Source organism: Geobacter sp. AOG1 (genome assembly GCF_019972315.1).
Classification (GTDB): Bacteria; Desulfobacterota; Desulfuromonadia; order Geobacterales; family Geobacteraceae; genus Geomobilimonas.
The window spans coordinates 384,276-403,995 of the sequence record NZ_BLIZ01000001.1; the positions used below are offsets into that span (position 1 = coordinate 384,276).

General features: G+C 59.3%; 18 protein-coding genes. 6 read left to right on the plus strand and 12 right to left on the minus strand.

Annotated elements, in window-relative coordinates:
• Window positions 1–103 precede the first annotated feature (103 nt).
• The 11 genes from LDN04_RS01660 to murI form a co-directional block, all read right to left on the minus strand.
• Window positions 104–2,806 (minus strand): Ig-like domain-containing protein, encoded by a 2,703-nt coding sequence (locus tag LDN04_RS01660; RefSeq protein ID WP_223905700.1) that lies wholly within the window; start codon window positions 2,804–2,806, stop codon window positions 104–106.
• A 314-nt stretch (window positions 2,807–3,120) separates the two neighbouring features.
• Window positions 3,121–3,993, minus strand: coding sequence for a cytochrome c3 family protein (locus LDN04_RS01665; protein ID WP_223905702.1), 873 nt, complete (start codon window positions 3,991–3,993; stop codon window positions 3,121–3,123).
• A gap of 368 nt (window positions 3,994–4,361) precedes the next feature.
• Window positions 4,362–5,732: a sigma-54 dependent transcriptional regulator gene (locus LDN04_RS01670; RefSeq protein ID WP_223905704.1), complete on the minus strand. Its 1,371-nt coding sequence runs from the start codon at window positions 5,730–5,732 to the stop codon at window positions 4,362–4,364.
• Complete coding sequence (locus tag LDN04_RS01675; protein WP_223905706.1) at window positions 5,729–7,255, minus strand: ATP-binding protein; 1,527 nt, start codon at window positions 7,253–7,255, stop codon at window positions 5,729–5,731. Before LDN04_RS01675 ends, LDN04_RS01670 begins: the two co-directional genes overlap by 4 nt.
• A 44-nt stretch (window positions 7,256–7,299) precedes the next feature.
• The gene (locus LDN04_RS01680) at window positions 7,300–7,842 is read right to left on the minus strand and encodes a type II secretion system protein (RefSeq protein ID WP_223905707.1); all 543 of its coding nucleotides are present in this window, start codon (window positions 7,840–7,842) and stop codon (window positions 7,300–7,302) included.
• Window position 7,843: 1 nt separating this feature from the next.
• The gene (locus tag LDN04_RS01685; protein WP_223905709.1) at window positions 7,844–8,782 is read right to left on the minus strand and encodes a transketolase family protein; all 939 of its coding nucleotides are present in this window, start codon (window positions 8,780–8,782) and stop codon (window positions 7,844–7,846) included.
• Window positions 8,783–8,850: 68 nt separating this feature from the next.
• Window positions 8,851–9,678, minus strand: coding sequence for a transketolase (locus LDN04_RS01690; RefSeq protein ID WP_374045121.1), 828 nt, complete (start codon window positions 9,676–9,678; stop codon window positions 8,851–8,853).
• A gap of 37 nt (window positions 9,679–9,715) precedes the next feature.
• The gene (locus tag LDN04_RS01695; protein WP_223905710.1) at window positions 9,716–10,207 is read right to left on the minus strand and encodes a hypothetical protein; all 492 of its coding nucleotides are present in this window, start codon (window positions 10,205–10,207) and stop codon (window positions 9,716–9,718) included.
• A gap of 203 nt (window positions 10,208–10,410) precedes the next feature.
• Window positions 10,411–12,825, minus strand: coding sequence for a homocysteine S-methyltransferase family protein (locus tag LDN04_RS01700; RefSeq protein WP_223905712.1), 2,415 nt, complete (start codon window positions 12,823–12,825; stop codon window positions 10,411–10,413).
• A 60-nt stretch (window positions 12,826–12,885) separates the two neighbouring features.
• Window positions 12,886–13,476 carry a GerMN domain-containing protein gene (locus LDN04_RS01705; RefSeq protein ID WP_223905713.1) on the minus strand — a complete coding sequence of 197 codons (591 nt, stop codon included), beginning with the start codon at window positions 13,474–13,476 and terminating at the stop codon, window positions 12,886–12,888.
• Entirely contained in the window at window positions 13,463–14,299 is an 837-nt protein-coding gene (murI, locus tag LDN04_RS01710; RefSeq protein ID WP_223905715.1) for a glutamate racemase, read from the minus strand. The genes LDN04_RS01705 and murI overlap by 14 nt, the downstream gene beginning before the upstream one ends.
• A gap of 201 nt (window positions 14,300–14,500) precedes the next feature.
• Here murI and LDN04_RS01715 point away from each other — a divergent pair, with 201 nt between their 5' ends.
• The 5 genes from LDN04_RS01715 (at window position 14,501) to LDN04_RS01735 (ending at window position 17,697) form a co-directional block, all read left to right on the plus strand.
• Window positions 14,501–14,842, plus strand: coding sequence for a hypothetical protein (locus LDN04_RS01715; RefSeq protein ID WP_223905716.1), 342 nt, complete (start codon window positions 14,501–14,503; stop codon window positions 14,840–14,842).
• Between the two features lie 4 nt (window positions 14,843–14,846).
• Window positions 14,847–15,893, plus strand: coding sequence for a 2-hydroxyacyl-CoA dehydratase (locus tag LDN04_RS01720; RefSeq protein WP_223905718.1), 1,047 nt, complete (start codon window positions 14,847–14,849; stop codon window positions 15,891–15,893).
• On the plus strand, window positions 15,890–16,654 hold the full coding sequence (locus LDN04_RS01725; RefSeq protein ID WP_223905719.1) for an acyl-CoA dehydratase activase: 765 nt from the start codon (window positions 15,890–15,892) through the stop codon (window positions 16,652–16,654). The genes LDN04_RS01720 and LDN04_RS01725 overlap by 4 nt, the downstream gene beginning before the upstream one ends.
• A gap of 171 nt (window positions 16,655–16,825) precedes the next feature.
• Window positions 16,826–17,119, plus strand: coding sequence for a cytochrome C (locus LDN04_RS01730; protein WP_223905721.1), 294 nt, complete (start codon window positions 16,826–16,828; stop codon window positions 17,117–17,119).
• The gene (locus LDN04_RS01735) at window positions 17,116–17,697 is read left to right on the plus strand and encodes a putative metallopeptidase (protein ID WP_223905722.1); all 582 of its coding nucleotides are present in this window, start codon (window positions 17,116–17,118) and stop codon (window positions 17,695–17,697) included. Before LDN04_RS01730 ends, LDN04_RS01735 begins: the two co-directional genes overlap by 4 nt.
• Window positions 17,698–17,701: 4 nt before the next feature.
• On the opposite strand, the gene LDN04_RS01740 is transcribed toward LDN04_RS01735, so the two are convergent.
• Window positions 17,702–17,881, minus strand: coding sequence for a hypothetical protein (locus LDN04_RS01740; RefSeq protein WP_223905724.1), 180 nt, complete (start codon window positions 17,879–17,881; stop codon window positions 17,702–17,704).
• Between the two features lie 350 nt (window positions 17,882–18,231).
• Between LDN04_RS01740 and LDN04_RS01745 the strand changes: the two genes are divergently transcribed.
• A complete protein-coding gene (locus LDN04_RS01745) occupies window positions 18,232–19,533 on the plus strand; it encodes an NCS2 family permease (protein ID WP_223905725.1) in 1,302 nt (433 codons plus the stop codon).
• The last annotated feature ends 187 nt before the right edge of the window (window positions 19,534–19,720 follow it).

Genomic DNA, 19,720 nt, shown 5'->3' on the forward strand with positions numbered 1-19,720 from the left:
ATTCTGGAATTACAACTTGTCCTCAACATAAGGGCATCCTTTACCTGATACGTCAGCCGTGACATTACTCTACAGGCAATGCACTGGCGTTACCTGACTTCCTCTACGGCAGGTCCCAGCTCTTCAGGCCTACCGCTTTTCTCAATATGAGCAATGCATCGACCAGGTCGATGGTCCCGTTCGGGTTGGGCTTGCCGCTAAGCAGCGGGCCGATATCGCCATGGGCAAGCTGGCTTGCCGTCGGAGTACCATTGTTGACGACAAGTCGAATTGCCGTCAGGGCATCGGCCATGGTGACCGTCCCGTCTCCATCCACATCGCCGTCGGGGAACTGGTATTTCAGCCCGAGTGCGGTACTGTTACCGGCAGCGTCGTAGGCAAGTATCTGGAGAGTGGTCGGATCGTAGGTAACCGTACCGAGATCGGCACTCCACCCGCCATTGGCAACAGCCGCCGTCGCAAGCAGAGTGGTACCGCTCTTGAGAAGAACAGTCGCACCCTGCTCCACCGTTCCGGCCAGTTTGGCAGGCATGTAGGCGCTCGTCGGATTGACCGCCAGTTGCGGCGGCGTAGTGTCATAGGTGATAGTCCGGGTGGAGGTGGTAACGTTGCCAGCCGCATCGGTGGCAATGACCTGCACCGCATAAACCCCCTCGCCCGGGAAATCAACGTTGAACGAGAACGCTCCGGCAGTAACGGTAATCGGCGTGATAATACCATTAACAGAACTGCTGACCGCAATGGCACTGGAATCGCTCACCGTTCCGGACAGGACGACATTCGGCTTATTGGTGGCAAGGTCCTGCACGGGGGTGGCAATCGCCAGAACCGGACTCGTCATATCCACGGTGACGGTCCTCTTGAGGGTCGACGTGTTGCCATAAAGATCCACTGCCGTGACGGTGAGAGTATTCTGTCCTGCAACCATGTCGAGGGTAGTGGTCCAGTTATTGCCGGCATCCACCTTGACTGCCTTACCGGCCACGGTAACCGACGCAATCTTATCCACAGCGCCACTGATGGTGAGAGTGGTCAGGTTGGTGATGGCGTTGTCAGCCGGTGATGCAATGGTGATGACCGGCGCCGTAGCATTGAAATAAATCGTCCGGGCATCGGTGCTGGTATTGCCGAGCAAGTCGGTAGCGACGATACTCACCACATTGGCGTCGCCAGCCAAGGTCACCGCCGTGCTGAAAGTGCCGTTGGCAACCGCAACCGGCTGACCGTTCACGGTAACACTGTTCAGATTGGCATCGGTCACGGTACCGGCTATGTTCTGGGTTTGTGTGCTGGTGTAGCTCCCGTCGGCAAGCGCTGAAACCGTGAGTGCCGGCGGGGTCGTATCGAGCGTAACGCTCGTGTTGATCACCGCTGCACTGCTACCGGGAGTCTGGGCAGTAATGGTGAAGTTGTTGCTCCCCTCCACAAGGGTTGCCGCGTAACTCCAACCGGTTCCTGCAACGACTGCATTCCCTGTTACGGTACCGGCTACACCGTTTTGGCTGACACTGACCGTCGCCCCTGCGTCAACCATGCCGGTCAAGGTCAGGTTGGGAACCCGTGTCAGGGTGGGAAGACCGGTGCCAAGGGTGAGCGACGGCGCGGGAATGGTATAGATGACGTTCACCGACTGGATGGCCGTGTTCCCCGCCCCGTCCGTGGCTGTTACGGTAAGTACGTTGCCGCCGGGGACGAGGCCGGTAATATCACACGTCCAGGTAGTAGCTGAGGTATATGCAACAGCGGATGCCGCCGCCGAGGTACTGGTCGTAACGGCAACCGTGCTGCTTGCCTCCACGGTGCCGCTGATAGTGATATTGGGCGTGCTGACGTTGGCAGGTACCGGGCCGATGGCCAAGGTTGGCGGAGTGGTCTTAGCCGGATTGCTCCCCCCATCGATGCCGAACATCGTCAGATATCCGTAGCCGTTGGTGACAATGAGCCGCTTGTTGACCGGATCGAATAGCACATCGCCCGGCACCATCAGCTGGCCGTTTGCGGTACCGTAGGAACCGATGAACGCGAGGAACACGCCGGTCCCCGTCGGATCGATGGCCTGTATTGTGCTCTGAAAGGTGTCGACCACGTACATCCGGCTCAGATTACCGGCGGCATCGTACTCAAAGGTTACTCCCTGGGGAGAACTGAACTGGAGGGGGTTCCCGCCGTAGGAACCGATTGTCTTGGCGTAGGTATGATTCGAAGCGTCAAAAAACTGCACACGCCCGTTGAGGGTATCGGCCACTGCAATCTGGTTGGCCTTCTTCTCGTAGGCAATTGCAGTCGGCATGGTGAATTGCCCCGCAGCGGTCCCAGTGCTGCCGAAGGTTTTCACATACTGCCCGTCGGCCGTGAATACCTTGACGTTATTATCGAGGCTGTCCACTACATAGACGTAGCCGTTCCCGTCGATGGCGATGCCGTTGGCCTTCTTGAACTGCCCGGCCCCCGAACCAAGTCGCCCCAGTTCCGCACCATTCTGATCCAGAACAACCACGTAGCTCCCCTGGCTCACCAGCAGATTTCCCTTGTCGTCCAGTGCTATCCCGAGCGAAGGATACGTCGTAGGGATCAATTTGACCAACCTGCCGTACGTGTTGAACTTCAACACGCCACCAGCCCGGGGATCGGTCACGTAGTAATTTCCCTGCGCGTCCAGAACAACCCTGAGTGGCGAGCTGACGTTTTTGGTGACGGGGCTCAGCACGGTCACCACGGGCACCGTTGCGGCAAATGTTACGCTTGTCAGCGATATGACCAGAACGGTCAGCATGATGACGAGTGTGGTGTGCAATCTGGTTAGCATGTGAATGCCTCCGGATACTAATAAAAACAGACGGTTAATGATATGCCGATAGATAGACATGTATTTCTGGTAACATTAAAGTGCAAAATTAATGCCTTGGCAGGGCATCACCCCAGCAACCCTGGCGAATACCACAACCCTTCGTGATTACACAGCAATTCGTTAGAGCCCCTCGACGTTGCCACACACGATAAATTGCCTAGAAATATTCATAACTACGTGAAATACCGTTACAAAAAAAGGGGATCGCGAAGACACTTAGCAACAGCGCCCAGACGATCCCTGCAATTATTCTCCAGTCAATAGGTATCGACCTACTTGTTGTGACAGGCAAAGCAGAGAGCACTACCGGTGTTGTCCATAACGAGGAACGGCCTGAGCTTTACGTCACCCACTCCGGTGGTCCCCATACGGTCCATGCCATAAGGAACGTGGGGATCATGACAACTGGAACACTCGAGACGATTGGTGGGCCCGAAGAAACGAATCGCATAACTGCTATTGGAACTAACTACTGCTCGGCTGTTGAGCTTGGTAGGCTTGTTTCCCTGGGCTGCGTCATAGGAAAACGAAATAGGGTGATCATCCATCAGATTGCCGCCATAGGTGAGCTGATTCATATCCGTCGTGTCCGGTCCGCCAATCTTACCCAGATTGGCGCCATAGGTACCACCGAAACCAAACATGCCGATAGACAGGCCAACGCCTGCCGGCAATCCCTCTGCGGTGTTGGCCGGTGTCGTCGCGTCGCTGAAGGACCCTCCTATATCGACAACGTACTCGATTCCCTTGCTCCCCGTGGCTGTGGTAGCGGTGCTTCTTGCATTATGAAGGACGTTAATGGCCGTTCGCCCGTCGTGACAGCTCAGACAGAGGAGCGATTCGGGGCCCGGTGCGGTAACCGCCCTGGCGGCGGGAGAGAGACTGGCTGTTGTGTACATATTGAACGCTTGGCCCGGCATGACCTTGTTCCAGAGGGGAACCGATGGCCTGGCATTATGGGGGGTATGACAGAAAATGCATATCTGGTCTTCATTATTGCTCGCTATGAAACGGTTAAGCCCACCGGGGTTGGTACTGGACATATTGTGCACCGTATAGGCGACCTTGCCCGCACCGGCCAGGACGGTCGAAGCCATCACAAGCGATACGCCAACTACTGCCATCATCACGACTAATTTGTTCATGTAATCCATACCTCGTTTCATGCTGTCTACAGCTTCGCCACAGAAAAACGGCAACTGCCGCCGATTCGGGCTAAGATAAGAGGATCAGCAACAGCAATCCCTCAGATCATCCAACGTGAAATAACACATGCATTAGGCGAAATAGCCACCAACGGGTGCGTCCTGACCAGCGTAGCATCGTGACATGCTTCCTCAAACTGGCGTCGTATCGGCGGGTTTACGAAAATTTTTCCGAGCCCCGTCCAAATCAACAGTAGGTCAATATGCAACAACAATGCCTTTTAATTTCAAAGAAGTGACATAGCGCTTGCCTGGCGGCGTCTTCATCTCCTGGAGATATACATCGCTGCCGACCACATTACTCGCCGTTACTTGAGATATCCAAATTTTTTCATCCGATACCGAAAGGCGTCAATGCCAAGGCTCAGCTTTTTTGCCGCCTTGGACTGGTTCCAGTCGGATATTTCCAGTGCCTGGCGGATCAGTTCCTTCTCGACCTCTTCGATGTCAACACCTTCGGGGGGGAGCTTGAAGGTGGCCACAGGGGCCACGGTGGAGGAAGCACGGGCCACGATCTCCAGGGGAAGATGTTCCAGCAGCAGCGTTTCCTCACTCCCCAGAATCAGCGCACGCTCGATGACGTTCTTCAGCTCGCGGATATTTCCGGGCCAGTGGTATTCCACCAGGAGCTTCTCCGCCATATTGGATATGCCCCTGACATGCTTGTTGAATTCCTTGCAGTAGTGCTCGATGAAATATTTGGCGAGGAGAAGAATGTCATCCTTCCGCTCCCGCAAGGGGGGGAGGTAAATGGGGATTACCTGGAGCCGGTAATAGAGGTCGTTACGGAATGATTTGTCGTCGATTGCCTTGAGGAGGTCCTTGTTGGTGGCAGAGACGATCCGGACATCGACGCTCATCACCTTGGAACCGCCGATCCGGCGGAAGGTCCTGTCTTCCAGGAAGCGGAGGAGTTTCGCCTGCATCCCCATCTCCATGTCGCCGATTTCGTCGAGAAACACGGTGCCACCGTCGGCCAGCTCGAAGAGTCCTTTCTTGGTCGCCTTGGCGTCGGTAAAGGCTCCTTTTTCGTGACCGAACAGTTCGCTCTCCAGCAAGGTGGCGGGGACAGCGGCGCAGTTGATGGCGACAAAAGGCTTCTCCGCACGGCTCGACTCATAGTGTATCCACTTGGCGACCAGCTCCTTGCCCGTCCCCGATTCTCCCTGGATCAGGACGGTCGTTGCATCGCTCTTGGCCACCTTGTCCATCATCTCCAGGACATTTTTCATATGCTTGCTGTTTCCGATTATCTGGGGAGGACCGATCTTCTTCTGTTCGCTACGCAGCCGGGCGACCTCGCGGCGCAGGTCTGACGTCTCCAGCGCTTTTTTGATGACAATCGCCATCTCGTCCAGGTTGAACGGCTTGTTTATGTAGTCATAGGCGCCGAGTCGCATGGCATTGACCGCAGTTTCCAGCCCCCCGTGGGCAGTGACCATGATGACGATGATTTCCTCATCGATTTCCTTGATCCGCTCCAGAACCTCCAGCCCATTGATCCCCGGCAACTGGATATCGAGCAGCACCAGATCGGGCTGGTCCTCACGCACCATTCTCAGGGCATCTTCCCCGTTACCCGCGGATGTCACCTCGTACCCCTGTTTCTTCAGGTTTTGTTCGAGCGACCAGCGGATCAGATGCTCGTCGTCAACGACCAGGATTTTCGTTTTTTTCACGGGTGCTCCTTTTCTATCGGAATGGGGTTAGTCGGTTGATCATTGTCAGGGCCGCAGGGAAGCTGATCGGCGGGGAGGGAAACGGTGAATACGGTTCCTCGCCCGTCTTCGCTGGTAACGGCAATGGTTCCCTGATGCTGCGTGACAAGCTTGTGGCAGATGGCCAGGCCAAGCCCGGTCCCCTGGGCCTTGGTTGTAAAGAATGGCGTAAAAATCTTCCCCAGAATCAGGGGGGGGATCCCCTGGCCGGTATCGGCAATACTGACGCGAACCCACTGCTTGCCTGCCTGTTCGACCAGTTGACTCGTTATGGTCAGCAGGCCGCCGGCAGGCATGGCCTGGACGGCGTTGAGGATCAGATTCAGCAGCACCTGCTGAATCTGCTTGCCGTCCACATACACCGGCGGCAGGTTTTCCTGCAGTTCCAACCTCTTCTCGATACTCTTCACGCCCCGATGCTGGGAGGCAAACATGAGCGTCTTCTTCAGCAGGGCATTCAGGTCGGCATAGGTCGGTTCCGGCGGCGTCGGTTTGCCAAAGAAGAGCAGATCGTTGACCGTCTTGTCGAGACGCTTCACCTGCTCCAGCACTTCGTTGACGATTTCCGTCCGTGGGTCCGCGGGAGTGAAGTCGTCCTTTATAATGGTAATGGCCGCAGCAATGCCGGTCAGTGGATTTTTGATTTCGTGGGCTATGCCGGCGGCCATCTCCCCTACCGATGCCAGCCGGTCAGCCCGTTCCATCTGCTGAAAATGCAGCTGTTCGAGCTCGCGTTTTGCATTGTCCAGCCGCTCCACCATGGAGTCGAAACTTGACATGAGCCGCCCCACTTCGTCCTTCCCGAACGGCTGCATCCTGACCGACAGGTCCCCCTGCTCCACCAGGGCCATCTTTTCCGTGAGGTGGGTGAGCGGTTTCTTGACGAACTTGAACATTACCAGCGAGATGGTGATCGCAAGAAAGCAGACGATCGCCACCGTGGAGAGGATGAACAGCCTGGTCGCCTCCCACATCCGCCTCCTCGTCTCCTGAAGCGAATAATTGACGTCCAGAATACCGATTATCCGGCTTTTACCGCCGTGGCAGACGTGGCACGGCTCGTCGTTATAAATCGGCTTCTGCATAACGAGCACTTCCCCCAGCCCGTCTTGCGCAAATACCCCCTCCTTTTTCCCCTGCAGAAACAGTTGATAATCAGAAGGGTTGAGCAACCCCCCCACCTCCCCGGGAATGGAGGATTTGAGTATCGTTCCGTGGGGGTGAAATATCCGCACCCCGGCAAGCTTTGTGTTCTGCCCGACCATTTCCAGAATGGCCCGCGTATCCTCCGTATTACCGATCCGCATGGAGCTGTAGATGCTTCGCTCAATAGTGTTGAGGAGAAGTTCGGTGCTTTCGCGCGCGGCATTGATGAGCTGGGTTTGTTCCCGCTTGAGGTTAAGATAGGTATAGACGCTGATACCGAAGGCCAGAAGGCTTATGGTAAGGATGATGACCCTGGTTGTCAGGCTTTTGAAGACCAACCTGCCTCCGCTGAATTGTCCATCTCCGGCAGGACGTCAACCGCTTAATGAGTCTGTTGTTGCCCCGGTATCGTCCCTGGTATCGTCCCTGGTATCGTCCCCGGTCTTGTCCCCGGAACCGTCTGGCGGTAGACGAACTGCCAGTCGCTGTACTTGGTCTTCCCTTCGAAATCCTTGAAGGGTTCGGAGAACCCCCCCTGCTTAAGGGGAGTTTCTTCGCTGGAACTTGCCACGCCGATGATCCCCGTTGCCGGGTCCTTGACAATCACCCAATCCTTGCCGGTAATAGGGTCCTGATAGAGGCGGCGCAGGTATCTGATTTTCTGCAGGGAATTGGGGTCCAGCAGCAAATCCTTCAGATCGGTGATGGGACGGGGCGGTGGCTGACCGGGCCGGGGTTTTTTCCAGCGTTCAATGGCATCCCGGATCTGGCCGCCGCGAAACAGGAGCTCTGCCTCCCGCTCACGCTTCATGACTGTCGTCCAGACCTGTCCCGCGGCCCCGAGCATGATGCCGATGATCAGCACCATCATCAGCACCACTATATAGGTGAAGCCCCGGTTCGATCCGACAGGACTGGTTCCCATGCTATTTCCTCGCCAGCAACTCCCGACCCGTCTCTACCAGATTCTCCGCGGTAAGGCCGAAGTACTTCAGCAGCTCTTCCGCCTTGCCGGAGGTCCCGAACCGGTCGTTGACCCCTACCCGCTTGAGCGGCACCGGGCACTGCTCCGCCAGCACTTCCGCCACGGCGCTCCCCAACCCGCCGACAATGGAGTGTTCCTCAGCCGTCACGATGGCACCCGTTTCCCGGGCGGCCTTGACGATGATCTCCTGGTCCAGCGGCTTGACGGTGCCGATATGCACGACCCGGGCGCTGACCCCCTCCTTCTTCAGCTGCTCAGCCGCGGCAACCGCCTGGGCGGTCATCAGCCCGGTTGTTACGAAGGTCAGGTCGGTACCGGCCACCAGTTCGGTCCCCTTACCGATTTCAAAGCGGTAATCTGCCGGAAATATGGTCGGCACCTTGTTCCGTCCGAGGCGGACGTAGACCGGCCCCTTGTAGGCGGCTACGGCGCGAATGGCAGCCTTGGTCTCCACGCCGTCAGCCGGCACGATGACGGTCATGTTGGGAACCGCCCGCATGATCGCCACGTCCTCCACCGACTGGTGGGAGCCACCGTCCTCGCCGACAGTGACGCCACCGTGGGTCGCAACGATCTTTACATTGGCTTTCGGATAGGCGACCGACTGACGTACCTGTTCCCAGGCCCGGCCCACCGCGAAGATAGCAAAGGTGGAGACGAAGGGAACCTTGCCGACGGCCGCCAGTCCGGCGGCCGTGCCGACCATGTTGGCCTCGGCGATCCCCATGTTGAAAAACCGTTCGGGAAATTTTTTTGCAAACACCCCGGTCTTGGTGGAGCCTGATAGGTCGGCATCCAGCACCACGATGCGGGGGTCTTCCCCCCCCAGTTCCGCCAGGGTCTCGCCGTATGCATCACGGGTTGCGATCATTGAACTCATATGTCAAATTCCTTTCAAAATAGGTCATATTGGTCGAATAGGTCCCATAGGACGTATTTTATTCAATTCTACTCCTCGAAACACCCCAGGCACTCCAGCGCCCGGGGCAGCTCCTCGTCGCTGGGAGTCACGCCGTGGTAGGCGGCCTTGTTCTCGAAGAAGGAAACCCCTTTCCCCTTGACGGTACGGGCCACGATGACCGTTGGCCCTCCCTTGAGGGTTTCCGCCTGGTCGAGTGCGGCAAGGATGGCCGCCATGTCGTGGCCGTCGATCTCCAGGGTCTGCCAGCCGAAGGCGCGGAACTTGTCGGCGATCGGGTTCACATTCATCACTTTCGTAACTTCACCGTCGATCTGCAGGCCATTGGCGTCCACCATCGCGCAGAGGTTGTCCACTTTGTAGTGAGCAGCTGCCATGGCCGCTTCCCAGACCTGCCCTTCCTGCAGCTCGCCGTCGCCAAGCAGGGCATAGACCCGGTTATCACGCTGGTCGAGCCGGAGCCCCAGAGCCATACCGACCGCCATGGAAAGCCCCTGGCCGAGGGAACCGGTACAGACTTCGACACCGGGAGTCCCCTTGCTGTCGGGATGCCCCTGCAGATGGCTGCCGAGGCGGCGCAGCATCATCAGGTCTTCCCTGGGGAAATATCCCGCCTCCGCAAGGGCCACATACTGGGCCGGAGCCGCATGCCCCTTGCACAGCACAAACCGGTCACGCCCTTCCCAGGCCGGGTCCGTCGGATTGTGGCGCATTTTATGGAAATAGAGGGCGGTGACCATGTCGATTGCCGACAGGGAGCCGCCAGTATGTCCCGATTGCGACGCATGGAGGGTCTTGACGATGGCAACGCGGAGTTGCCGGGCCTTTTCTTCCAGATGGGTAACCAGTTCGTTCACCAGTATGTGTCCTTTCCAGCAGCAGGATTATGGGTACCTACTTGTCGTCGCCGGCAACCAGGTAGTCGAGAATGATTTCATCAAGGCTCTGCTTGGGGCGTGGTGCCTCGGGTGCGGCTTTCTGAGAAGAGGCGGAAGGGGGAGATTGGGGCGCCGCCGGTTTTGGTGCAGGGGCAGGGGACTGTGCGGATTGGGGTGCTGCCGGTTTTGCCGCGGAGGGTGCTGGCCGGGGTGTGGGAGCTGCCGGCGGAGGGGTTGCCGATACCCCGCCAAAGGCGCGGTCGTCGAATTCTCCCGCCTTGAGGCGGCGCAGCATATCCTTGTGCTGCTCTTTCATCAGCTCTTCGACGACCTGGTCCAGGTTGTTGACCTTGAGGATATCGGCATAACTGGTTTTTTTCGAGGAGATTATGGTCCCTCCCCGGTAGAGGAGGGTGATGATGTGGGGGTTGTTGACGCCGCTGTCCTCGGTCTGGATGTGGAAGACGTCCCCCTTGTACATCACGTTGTGATTGAATCCCACTACCATGGCCGCTTCCTGTCCGTCAAATGGCGTAATTTAATGCAAACTACCACATAAATCAAATAGTTGCAACAAGTAAAAATCCAGGTTCGGACGAAGGCAAGGGTGAAAGATTTCAGGTATCTCGGAGATTATTCTTCCCTTGCCTGAATCCGTGAGCGGGTGAAACAGACTACCCTCCGCACACATGTGGGGACAGTGGCTTCGTTTCACTTGCCGAGAAGCTGCCTGATCCGTGCCACCGCCTCCATGGCGTCCCTGGCGTACAGGTCGGCACCGATCTGGTCGGCGTAATCCTGGGTGACCACCGCCCCCCCCACCATGGTGAAGGTCCTGATTCCCGCATCCTTCAGACGGACAATGACGTTTTCCATCTCTGCCATGGTGGTGGTCATGAGTGCCGACAGGCCCACCGCATCGACCCCCTGCTCCCGCGCCGCAGCGATGATCCGCTCCGCCGGCACATTCTTCCCGAGATCGACCACCTCGAAACCGTGGTTCTCCAGGAGAGTACAGACGATGTTCTTGCCGATGTCGTGGATGTCACCCTCCACCGTGGCCATCAATATCTTCCCGAGACTTGCGAACGCCTCTCCCTTCATCTCCTGCTTCAGTCGGCCGAAGGCAGTCTGCATGGTTTCGGCCGCCAGCATCACCTGGGGAAGAAAGAAGATGTTCTTCTCAAAACGCCTCCCCACCTCTTCAAGACCGGGGAGGAGAGCCTCGTTGCTGATCTGCAGGGGGGTCAACCCTTCCGCGAATGCCCGCTCCACGAGGCCGATGATGGTTTCCCGCTCGCCATCGATGACGGCCCGGGAGATGAGGGAACGAATGTCTCGGGGTGCATCGGCAACCGGCAGGTCAGCGGCGGCCGCCACCGCCCCCTTGTAGGCATCGATGTAGGCGGCTGCGTTGGGGTCCCGGTTGAGGAGCACCATGGTGGAGCGCCAGGCGTCGAGCATCGCCTGCTCCTTGGGATTGACGATCGCCGCGTCGAGGCCCGCCGCCATGGCCATGGCGAAAAAGGAAGAGGAGATGACCGGACGGCAGGGGAGCCCGAAGGAGATGTTGCTCACCCCGAGAACCGTGTTTATCCCCAGGCGTTCCTTCACCAGCCTGATCGCTGCCAGTGTCTCCATGGCCCGTTTCTGCTCTGCGCTCACCGTGAGGGTCAGGCAGTCCATGACAATATTGTCCCGGGATATGCCGAGTTCCCCGGCGGCGGCCACGATCTTTTCGGCCACCCGGCAGCGGGCGTCGGCTGTCTCGGGAATCCCCGTCTCGTCCAGGGTCAGGCCGATTACCGCAGCGCCGTATTTTTTGACGAGGGGGAGGACCCGCATCAGACTTTTCGCCTCACCGTTGACCGAGTTCACCAGCACCTTGCCGTCCGCCGCTTTGAGCCCCCGCTCCAGGGCCTCCGGGCTTGATGAGTCGAGCACCAGCGGGACCGATACGGCTCCGGTGACGCAGAATACAGCTCGTTCCATGGCCGCCGGCTCGTCGATGCCAGGGGTGCCGACGTTCACGTCCAGCAGGTGCGCCCCCGCCGTCACCTGCTCCATCGCCTCACGACGGATGTAGGCCACTTTTCCTTCCCGCAGTTCGGCGGCAAACCCCTTCTTCCCGGTGGGGTTGATACGTTCGCCGATGATAGTCACCGGATTGTCCCCACCGATGGCAACGAAACCGCTCCGGCTGGAGAGGAAGGTCATTCCGACGGGGGGACCTGCAGGAGATGCCTCCTGGTCCTTACCCGCCAGGGCCTCCTTGATGGCCTGGATATGGGCAGGGGTGGTGCCGCAGCAGCCGCCGATGATCCGCACCCCCAGCGCCAGCATCCGGTCATGATAGGCAATCATCTCGTCGGGGGTACCGGGGAATACCGTCTTGCCATCCCTGAGCACCGGCAGGCCGGCGTTGGCCTGGGAAATGAGGGGAAGACGGGTGACGCGGCTCATGGCGGAAAGAATGTCGTAAATGCCGTCCACTCCAAGACCGCAGTTGGAACCGACGATGTCCGCACCGACCGCTTCCAGGGTTATGGCCGCCGCCTCGGGAGGGGTGCCGAGCACGCTCCGCCCCTTGTCGTCGAAGGTGAGCATGGCGATAACAGGAATGGTGGAAGAGATTTCCCGGATGGCGATCACCGCCGCACGGGCTTCCTTGATGTCGAGGAATGTCTCCAGGGTGATGAGATCGGCGCCGGCCTCGATGAGCGCCGCAGCCTGTTCACGGAACAGATCCGCCATGGCGTCGAAGGAAAGATCCCCCACCGGTTCGACGAACCGGCCGGTCGGCCCAATGGATGCCGCGACATAAGCATGGTCCCCCGCCACCTGCCGGGCGATCTCCACCGCACGGGCGTTGACCTCCCCGACTCGGTCCTGCAGCCCATAGTGGGCGAGCTTCTCCCGACTCCCGCCGAAGGTGTTGGTAACGAGGATATCGGCGCCCGCTGCCAGGTACTCCCGGTGGACCGATGCCACTACGTCGGGCATGGTGAGATTGAGTTCCTCCGGCGACTGACCCGGCTTGAGCCCCCGCTCCTGAAGCATGGTTCCCATGGCACCGTCCAGCACCAGTACTCGCTCGCGTATGGCCTGCAGAAAAGGCTGCTTCATGGAGAGATATCCTTTACCGTAAAGTTTATGGAAGGGAAGAAGATAACATCGGCCGTAAGATCATCTGGCCGGAGGGGAAACGGCGGACTTCTGTTCCAGGGAGAAGTCGGGTGCCAGTGGCCGGCTCAGGTCCAGATGCCCAAAGGTACTGACCGGCTCTCCGTCCACACGGAAGCCGACCCGGTGTATCTGGGGGAAGTTGACCGCAATGGTATCACTGATGGAATAGACGGCCGTCATCTCCGCAGAACTTCCGGCCGGCAGACCGTCGACAAACTCCCGTCCCAGGTCGACCACCGCAAGGTCGCCGGCCACCTCGACCCCTCGCACCGAGGTGGCCGGGGGGATGGTCGGAGACAGGTCACCGAGGGGGCCACTGGCCAGTTCCGCGATGAGATCCCCGATACATTCCGTAGGCTCACCGCAGGTATCCACTTCACGCCCCTCGCGTACGAGACCTGCCCCGTCGGCTGCTGCGAAGAACAGGGTCACGAGAACCGTCCCGCTTTCCTGGGCATGGGGAGGAACCGGGGGTGGGTTCCGTCGCTGTTCGTACCTCTGCAGCATGAGCGCACCGAACACCGCAGCCGAGATAACGAATGCAAAGACAAGAATGGTCTTCCCCCGCCGGGGGTGTCTAGGGCGTTTCACCGTCAACCTCCCCCACATCTTCCTCATCCAGATTGACCTGGTAGACGTCCCCCAGCTTACCGCCGAGGAAACGGTTGCCGACCCTGATGAAGCCGGCGGGGACATCGGTTACGAAGTAGTGGTGGTTCCCCCGTTCCGCTGCGGGACGGAGCATATCCTGCTGGCCCAGTATCTCGGCCACGGTATGGGCAGTTTCCTCTGCCGAATCAACCAGATTCACGTCATCACCCATGACATCGGCAATTATTCCCTTGAGCAGGGGGTAATGGGTGCAGCCGAGCACCAGGGTATCGACCCCTTCCTCGCGAAGCCCCTGGAGGTAGGCGTGCGCCGTCAGCCGGGCGACCTCGTTGTCCACCCATCCCTCCTCCGCCAGGGGGACGAACAGGGGACAGGCACGGGTAACCACCTGGATCTCCGGGTTGATCCGCTTGATCGCTTTGGAATAGGCACTGCTCTTGATGGTCCCGGAGGTACCGATGACCCCGACCTTGCCGGATCGGGTCACCGCTGCCGCCCGACGCGCTCCCGGCTCGATGACGCCGACGATGGGGAGGTCGAAGCTCTCCTTGAGCGCGTCGAGGGAGACGGCCGATGCCGTATTGCACGCCACCACCAGCAGCTTGATATCCCGTTGGACGAGAAACGCCGTGATCTGCCGCGCATAGCGGGTGACCGTCTCGGGGGACTTGGTACCGTAGGGAACCCTTGCCGTATCGCCAAGATATATGGTATCTTCTTGGGGAAGCGCCCTGATTATCTCCTTCAACACCGTCAGGCCACCGACCCCGGAATCGAATATGCCGATCGCTTTCCAGGTCAAAACTCGCTCCAAGCTGTCATAATTCCGCAGGTTTTTACACCCTGCGCACAAGCAATATATAGTAGTTTGCCGGCCGGGGAGTTGTCAAGGCATTTGCACATGGCAAGAAAGCCGTTAATCCTGCTTTGAATTTTCCGGAAAATCTGGTATTGAACTATGCGAAGTTGATATAAACCTGCCGGATATCTGTACGGAGGGGATATGGACAAACAGGAGATGCTCGACAAGACCCGGGAGACCCTGTCCCCCTTTGAAACCGAGCACATCGTCAACTTCCTCAAGAACATGACCATGAAATCGGTCATGGAGAACCCCTGGCTTCTCGGGTTTCTGATAATCATCTTCTTCTTCGCGGTAATCAAGCGCTCCAAAGCGGTCCTTGTCTCCCTCTTCGCCTTCATCTCCATCATGTTCCTCATCCGCTACACCCTCATGGGGGAAGCGGGGAACGAACTGACCGTCCAGTCCACCCTCCCCTTCGCCTTCGGAGCGCTTGCCATCGGGGCGACACTCATCTATTTTCTCTTCATCAAATCGGAATGAGTCCTTGAATCGAACAGGCTTCACCACCACCATCCCGCTGGAAATCCTCGTTGCCGCCCACCGTACCCCGGTCGATCTGAACAATATCTTCATCACCAGCGACCGGAGCCACCGGATGATGGAAGAGGCGGAACTCGCCGGCTTCCCGCGCAACGTCTGCGGCTGGATCAAGGGGATCTACGGGGCGGTGGTGGAGAGCGGTATCCGGGAAATGGTGGCGGTTACCGAAGGAGACTGCAGCTACACCAAGGCGCTCATGGAGGTGCTCTCCCTGGAGGGAGTTGACGCCGTCCCCTTCGCCTACCCCCATGACCGCGACGGGACAACGCTCCGGCACGAGATCGAAAAGCTCATGGGGCATTTCGGGGTGGAGTGGCCGGCCGTCGTCGCTGCCAAGGAGAGGCTGGACCGGATCCGGCACAAGGTCCGGGAGATCGACCGCCTCACCTGGGAGGAAGACCGGGTCACCGGCGGAGAGAACCACTATTTCCAGGTCTGCACCTCGGACATGAACGGCGATCCTGACACATTCGAAACGGAGGTGGATGAATTCCTGCTCACTGCGGCCTCCCGCGAACCGCGAAAGGAGCGCCTGCGTCTCGCCTACATCGGGGTCCCCCCCATCTTCGACGACATCTACCCGTTTCTGGAAAGCCATGGCGCCCGAGTGGTCTTCAACGAAACTCAGCGCCAGTTTGCCATGCCCTACGGGATCACCGATCTGGTTGAACAGTACCGGGCCTACACCTATCCCTATGACATCTTCCACCGGCTGGCTGACATCCTCCTGGAGGTGGAGCGGCGCCGGGTCGATGCGGTGGTCCACTATGTCCAGTCCTTCTGCTTCCGCCAGATTGAGGACATGATCATCCGGAAAAAGCTGACGGTGCCGGTGCTCACCCTGGAGGGGGACAAGCCGTCCCCCCTCGATGCCCGAACCAGGATCCGCATCGAGGGGTTTCTGGAAATGCTGGAAGATAGAGGGGTGGGACTCGGGATGCGGGACTCGGGATCCGGGACTCGGAATCCGGGAGAGATGGGACGTCAATGAAGATCGGGATAGATCTGGGAAGCCGGAAGGCGAAGTTTGCGGTGTTGGCAGGAGACCGGGTAATCCGTCTGGCGGATTACGACACCATCACCTTCTACAAGCGATTCGGCCGACTCGTAGGGGAGGAGTTGACCCTCGATCTGGCCGGAACCGGCCTGTTCGCCGCGGAAGAACTGAAAGCGGCCGCCATCCAGGTCACCGGCTACGGTCGTAATTCCCTGGGGCTCAAGGGCGCGAAGGTCATTTCCGAGATCCGCGCCCACGTGGCCGGCGCCGTCTTGCAGACCGGCCGACGCGACTTCACCATGCTCGATATGGGGGGGCAGGACACCAAGGTGGCCCAGGTGCAGGGGGGACGGCTTACCGACTTTGTCATGAACGACAAGTGCGCCGCCTCCAGCGGCAGGTATCTGGAAAACATGGCCGCAGTGCTGGAGGTGAGCCTGGAAGAGCTTTCCTCCCACTGGGAGGAGCCGGTAAAACTCGACGCCACCTGCGGCATTTTCGGCGAGTCGGAACTGATCGGCCAGATCCTGCGGGGACACACCATTCCCCGACTCTGCGCCGGCGTGAACATGACCCTCGTGCGCCGGGTACTGCCGCTCTTGCACAGGTTCCCGTCGGCGACCATCGTGCTCACCGGCGGGGTAGCCCTGAACGGTGCACTGATGAAGCTCCTGGCACAGGAGACCGGCCGGGAGGTCGTCGTCCCGACCCATCCCCAGCACAACGGCGCCATCGGCTGCGCAGCGCTGGAGTGAACATTACTGATTACCGTCTTCTACATGAAATCATAACGCACCGCCAGATTTGAGATGATCACCAGGCGGCGAGGATGAGGCCCCGGAAGCGTACTGATAGTACGTTGAGGAGGCCGAAGACGAGCCAACGAAGTGAGCGCTCAAATGTGACGTTGCAACGGGAGAACTTACATGGCCATCGGCAAAAAAGACTGGATCTTCATCGCCATCATCTGCGTCGTACTCGTGATCTTCATCGCCATCTCGGGGAAGGAAAAGACCAAGAAGGTCCCCCTGGACGACAAGCACAAGCCTTTCTACGACATCGTCGCCAAGACCGGCAGCAAGATGGAGGCAGACAAGGGGTGCCCCGCCTGCCACTTCGAGCCAGGGGGGATACCGTTTCCGGAAAAGCACCCGGTGAAGCCGAAGGATGGCCCCATGCGCTGCCTCTTCTGCCATAAACTGCAACCGACGGGGAAATGAGCGTACTCAACCTGACGGCCGAACTGGAGCACCTTGTGGCGGACATCGTCGGTCGAGTCCCGGAACTGGGGCACATCGACCCCCAGCGGTTGCTCCTCTGTGTCACCGGCACCCGCGGAGGGGGAGTGCACGGCACCTACGCCAAAATCCACCCTCTCCGCTTCGCCGGGGGGGCCACCAGCCGGACCATCCGGCGGCGGCGACGCACCTTCACCTGCACCATGCCGCCCGTCACCTTCCAGGGGCGGGAGATGCTCTACCTCATCTACTTCCTCGTCCCCCGCTTCCTCGATCTCCCCTTGCGGGAGAAGCTCATCACCGTCTTCCACGAACTCTACCACATCGCACCCGAATGCAACGGCGACCTCCGCCGCTTCCCCGGCCGCAACTACGCCCACGGCCATTCCACCAAGGCGTACAACGCCCGGATGGCCGAACTGGTCGATACCTACCTGGAACTTCCGGGGGTGAATGCCCTGATCGGTTTCCTCGACGGCAACATGGATACGCTCCGCGCACGCCACGACAAGGTCCTTGCCCGGAAATACCCGGTGCCGAAGCTGCTGGTTTCCGCCTGACCGCCTATCCTTGCTTCAGCAACTCTTCGGCAGTGGGGATGTCCTCCTCGGCAACCATTATCTCCAGGGGGCCGATCCCCGGCTCCCCGCTCCGGCGCAGGAAGTACTCGACTCCCCCCTTCCGCAGCACCCTCTCCACCCGGACCTGTTCCGCCTCATCCTTGGGATCATAGAATCGTACCATGGTGCTTCTCCTTTCCCATATTCCGATACGCGCCACCTTCAGAGGGGGCGGGGGCTCTCGTGGAGAAAAGAGTCCCGCAGAAAACGCCACACGGAATTCGAAGCGAAAACGCCAGAAACAGCAGTCCGTCTGTCAGAAAGTAGGCAGGTGACGCTTGACTCTTTTCGGAGGGAGAGCCCCCACCCCCTCTGACGTCATGAGTGGTCACACCATGACAAAGGGAATGGCAGCAGTTTCCTAGAAAAAGTATACCACTAAACGAAATACATCCGCGCCCCTTCCATCTTGACTGCCGACCCATTTTCCCCTACAACGGATAGAGCACGACACCTGACCGCAACGGAGAATCCATGCACCGCTATTTCGACTTCGCCCGCCACGAAACAACCTACCGCCAGGAGACCATCGCGGGGATAACCACCTTCCTCACCATGGCCTACATCATCATCGTCAATCCGGCGATCCTGGAGGCGGCCGGCATCCCCAAGGGGCCGTCCATGACCGCCACCATCATCTCCGCCGCCTTCGGCACCCTGGTCATGGGGGTCTACGCCAAGCGCCCCTTCGCCATCGCCCCCTACATGAGCGAAAATGCCTTCATCGCCTTCACCGTGGTGAAAGTCCTCGGCTACTCCTGGCAGACGGCGCTGGGGGCCATCTTCATCGCCGGCGTCCTCTTCACGGTCCTTACGGTATTCAAAGTCCGGAGCTGGCTGGCCGATGCCATCCCCTCCTGCCTGAAGTTCAGCTTCTCCGTCGGAATCGGCCTCTTCCTCACGTTCATCGGCCTGAACGAAACGGGGATCGTCGCCCTCGGAGTCGCCGGCGCCCCGGTCTGCCTCGGCAAGGTGAACACCGCACCGGTCCTCCTCTCCATCCTGGGGTTCACCGTCATCGCCTGGCTCATGGTGAAGCGGGTTCATGGCGCCATCGTCATCGGCATCCTGACCGCCACCGTTCTCTCCTTTGCCCTCGGCATCACCCCACTCCCCCGGGAACTGGTGAGCCTCCCCCCCAACCCGACCCCCATTTTCATGCAGCTGGACATCAGGGGCGCGCTCAGTCCGAAAGCCCTGCCGGTGGTGCTCATCATCTTCGTCATGGCCTTCGTCGATACGGTGGGGACCCTCATCGGCCTCTCGTCGCGGGCGGGGCTCCTGGATGAAAACGGCAACCTCCCGGAGATCGAAAAGCCGATGCTGGCCGACGCCCTGGCCAATATGGTGGCGCCGGTCCTCGGCACCACGACCACCGGCGCCTACATCGAATCGGCGGCCGGTATCGAGGAAGGTGGCCGGACCGGCTTCACCTCCCTGGTGGTGGCCGGGCTGTTCCTACTCTCCCTCTTCTTCGCCCCGCTTTTCACCGCCGTCCCCCCCCACGCCTACGGGACCGCCCTCATCATCATCGGCGTCTTCATGATCAGCCCCATCACCAAGATCAACTTCAGCGACTACACCGAGCTGATCCCTGCCTTCCTCACCATCGTCCTCATCAGCTTCACCTACAACATCGGCGTCGGCATGACCGCCGGGCTCCTCTCCTACCCGCTCCTCAAGACCCTCACCGGCAAAAGGAAAGAGGTGCAGGCCGGCATGTGGATCCTGGCCGCGCTGTCACTGTCGTTCTACATCTTCTATCCGTATAAATAGACGAAAATGGGGTGCGCCGGCATTGCCGCGCACCCCTTTAACTGGTGTCCCCAATCCGCGAGGGGAGAGCGCCCTGTGGAGCGAATGTGCCCGAGTGCCCGCCGCTGTTGGCGAAATGGAGCAGAGTCGGCCGAATGGCCGGCGCGAAATGAGCCTTACAGCGGCAGTACGAGGGGACTTTGAGCGT

Coding starts and splice junctions, on each gene's coding strand:
- LDN04_RS01745 (WP_223905725.1), top strand. CDS start 18,232: ATGCACCGCTATTTCGACTTCGCCCGCCACGAAACAACCTACCGCCAG.
- LDN04_RS01685 (WP_223905709.1), bottom strand. CDS start 8,782: ATGAGTTCAATGATCGCAACCCGTGATGCATACGGCGAGACCCTGGCG.
- LDN04_RS01695 (WP_223905710.1), bottom strand. CDS start 10,207: ATGGTAGTGGGATTCAATCACAACGTGATGTACAAGGGGGACGTCTTC.
- LDN04_RS01665 (WP_223905702.1), bottom strand. CDS start 3,993: ATGAACAAATTAGTCGTGATGATGGCAGTAGTTGGCGTATCGCTTGTG.
- LDN04_RS01715 (WP_223905716.1), top strand. CDS start 14,501: ATGGACAAACAGGAGATGCTCGACAAGACCCGGGAGACCCTGTCCCCC.
- LDN04_RS01735 (WP_223905722.1), top strand. CDS start 17,116: ATGAGCGTACTCAACCTGACGGCCGAACTGGAGCACCTTGTGGCGGAC.
- LDN04_RS01660 (WP_223905700.1), bottom strand. CDS start 2,806: ATGCTAACCAGATTGCACACCACACTCGTCATCATGCTGACCGTTCTG.
- LDN04_RS01680 (WP_223905707.1), bottom strand. CDS start 7,842: ATGGGAACCAGTCCTGTCGGATCGAACCGGGGCTTCACCTATATAGTG.
- LDN04_RS01725 (WP_223905719.1), top strand. CDS start 15,890: ATGAAGATCGGGATAGATCTGGGAAGCCGGAAGGCGAAGTTTGCGGTG.
- LDN04_RS01730 (WP_223905721.1), top strand. CDS start 16,826: ATGGCCATCGGCAAAAAAGACTGGATCTTCATCGCCATCATCTGCGTC.
- LDN04_RS01740 (WP_223905724.1), bottom strand. CDS start 17,881: ATGGTACGATTCTATGATCCCAAGGATGAGGCGGAACAGGTCCGGGTG.
- LDN04_RS01700 (WP_223905712.1), bottom strand. CDS start 12,825: ATGAAGCAGCCTTTTCTGCAGGCCATACGCGAGCGAGTACTGGTGCTG.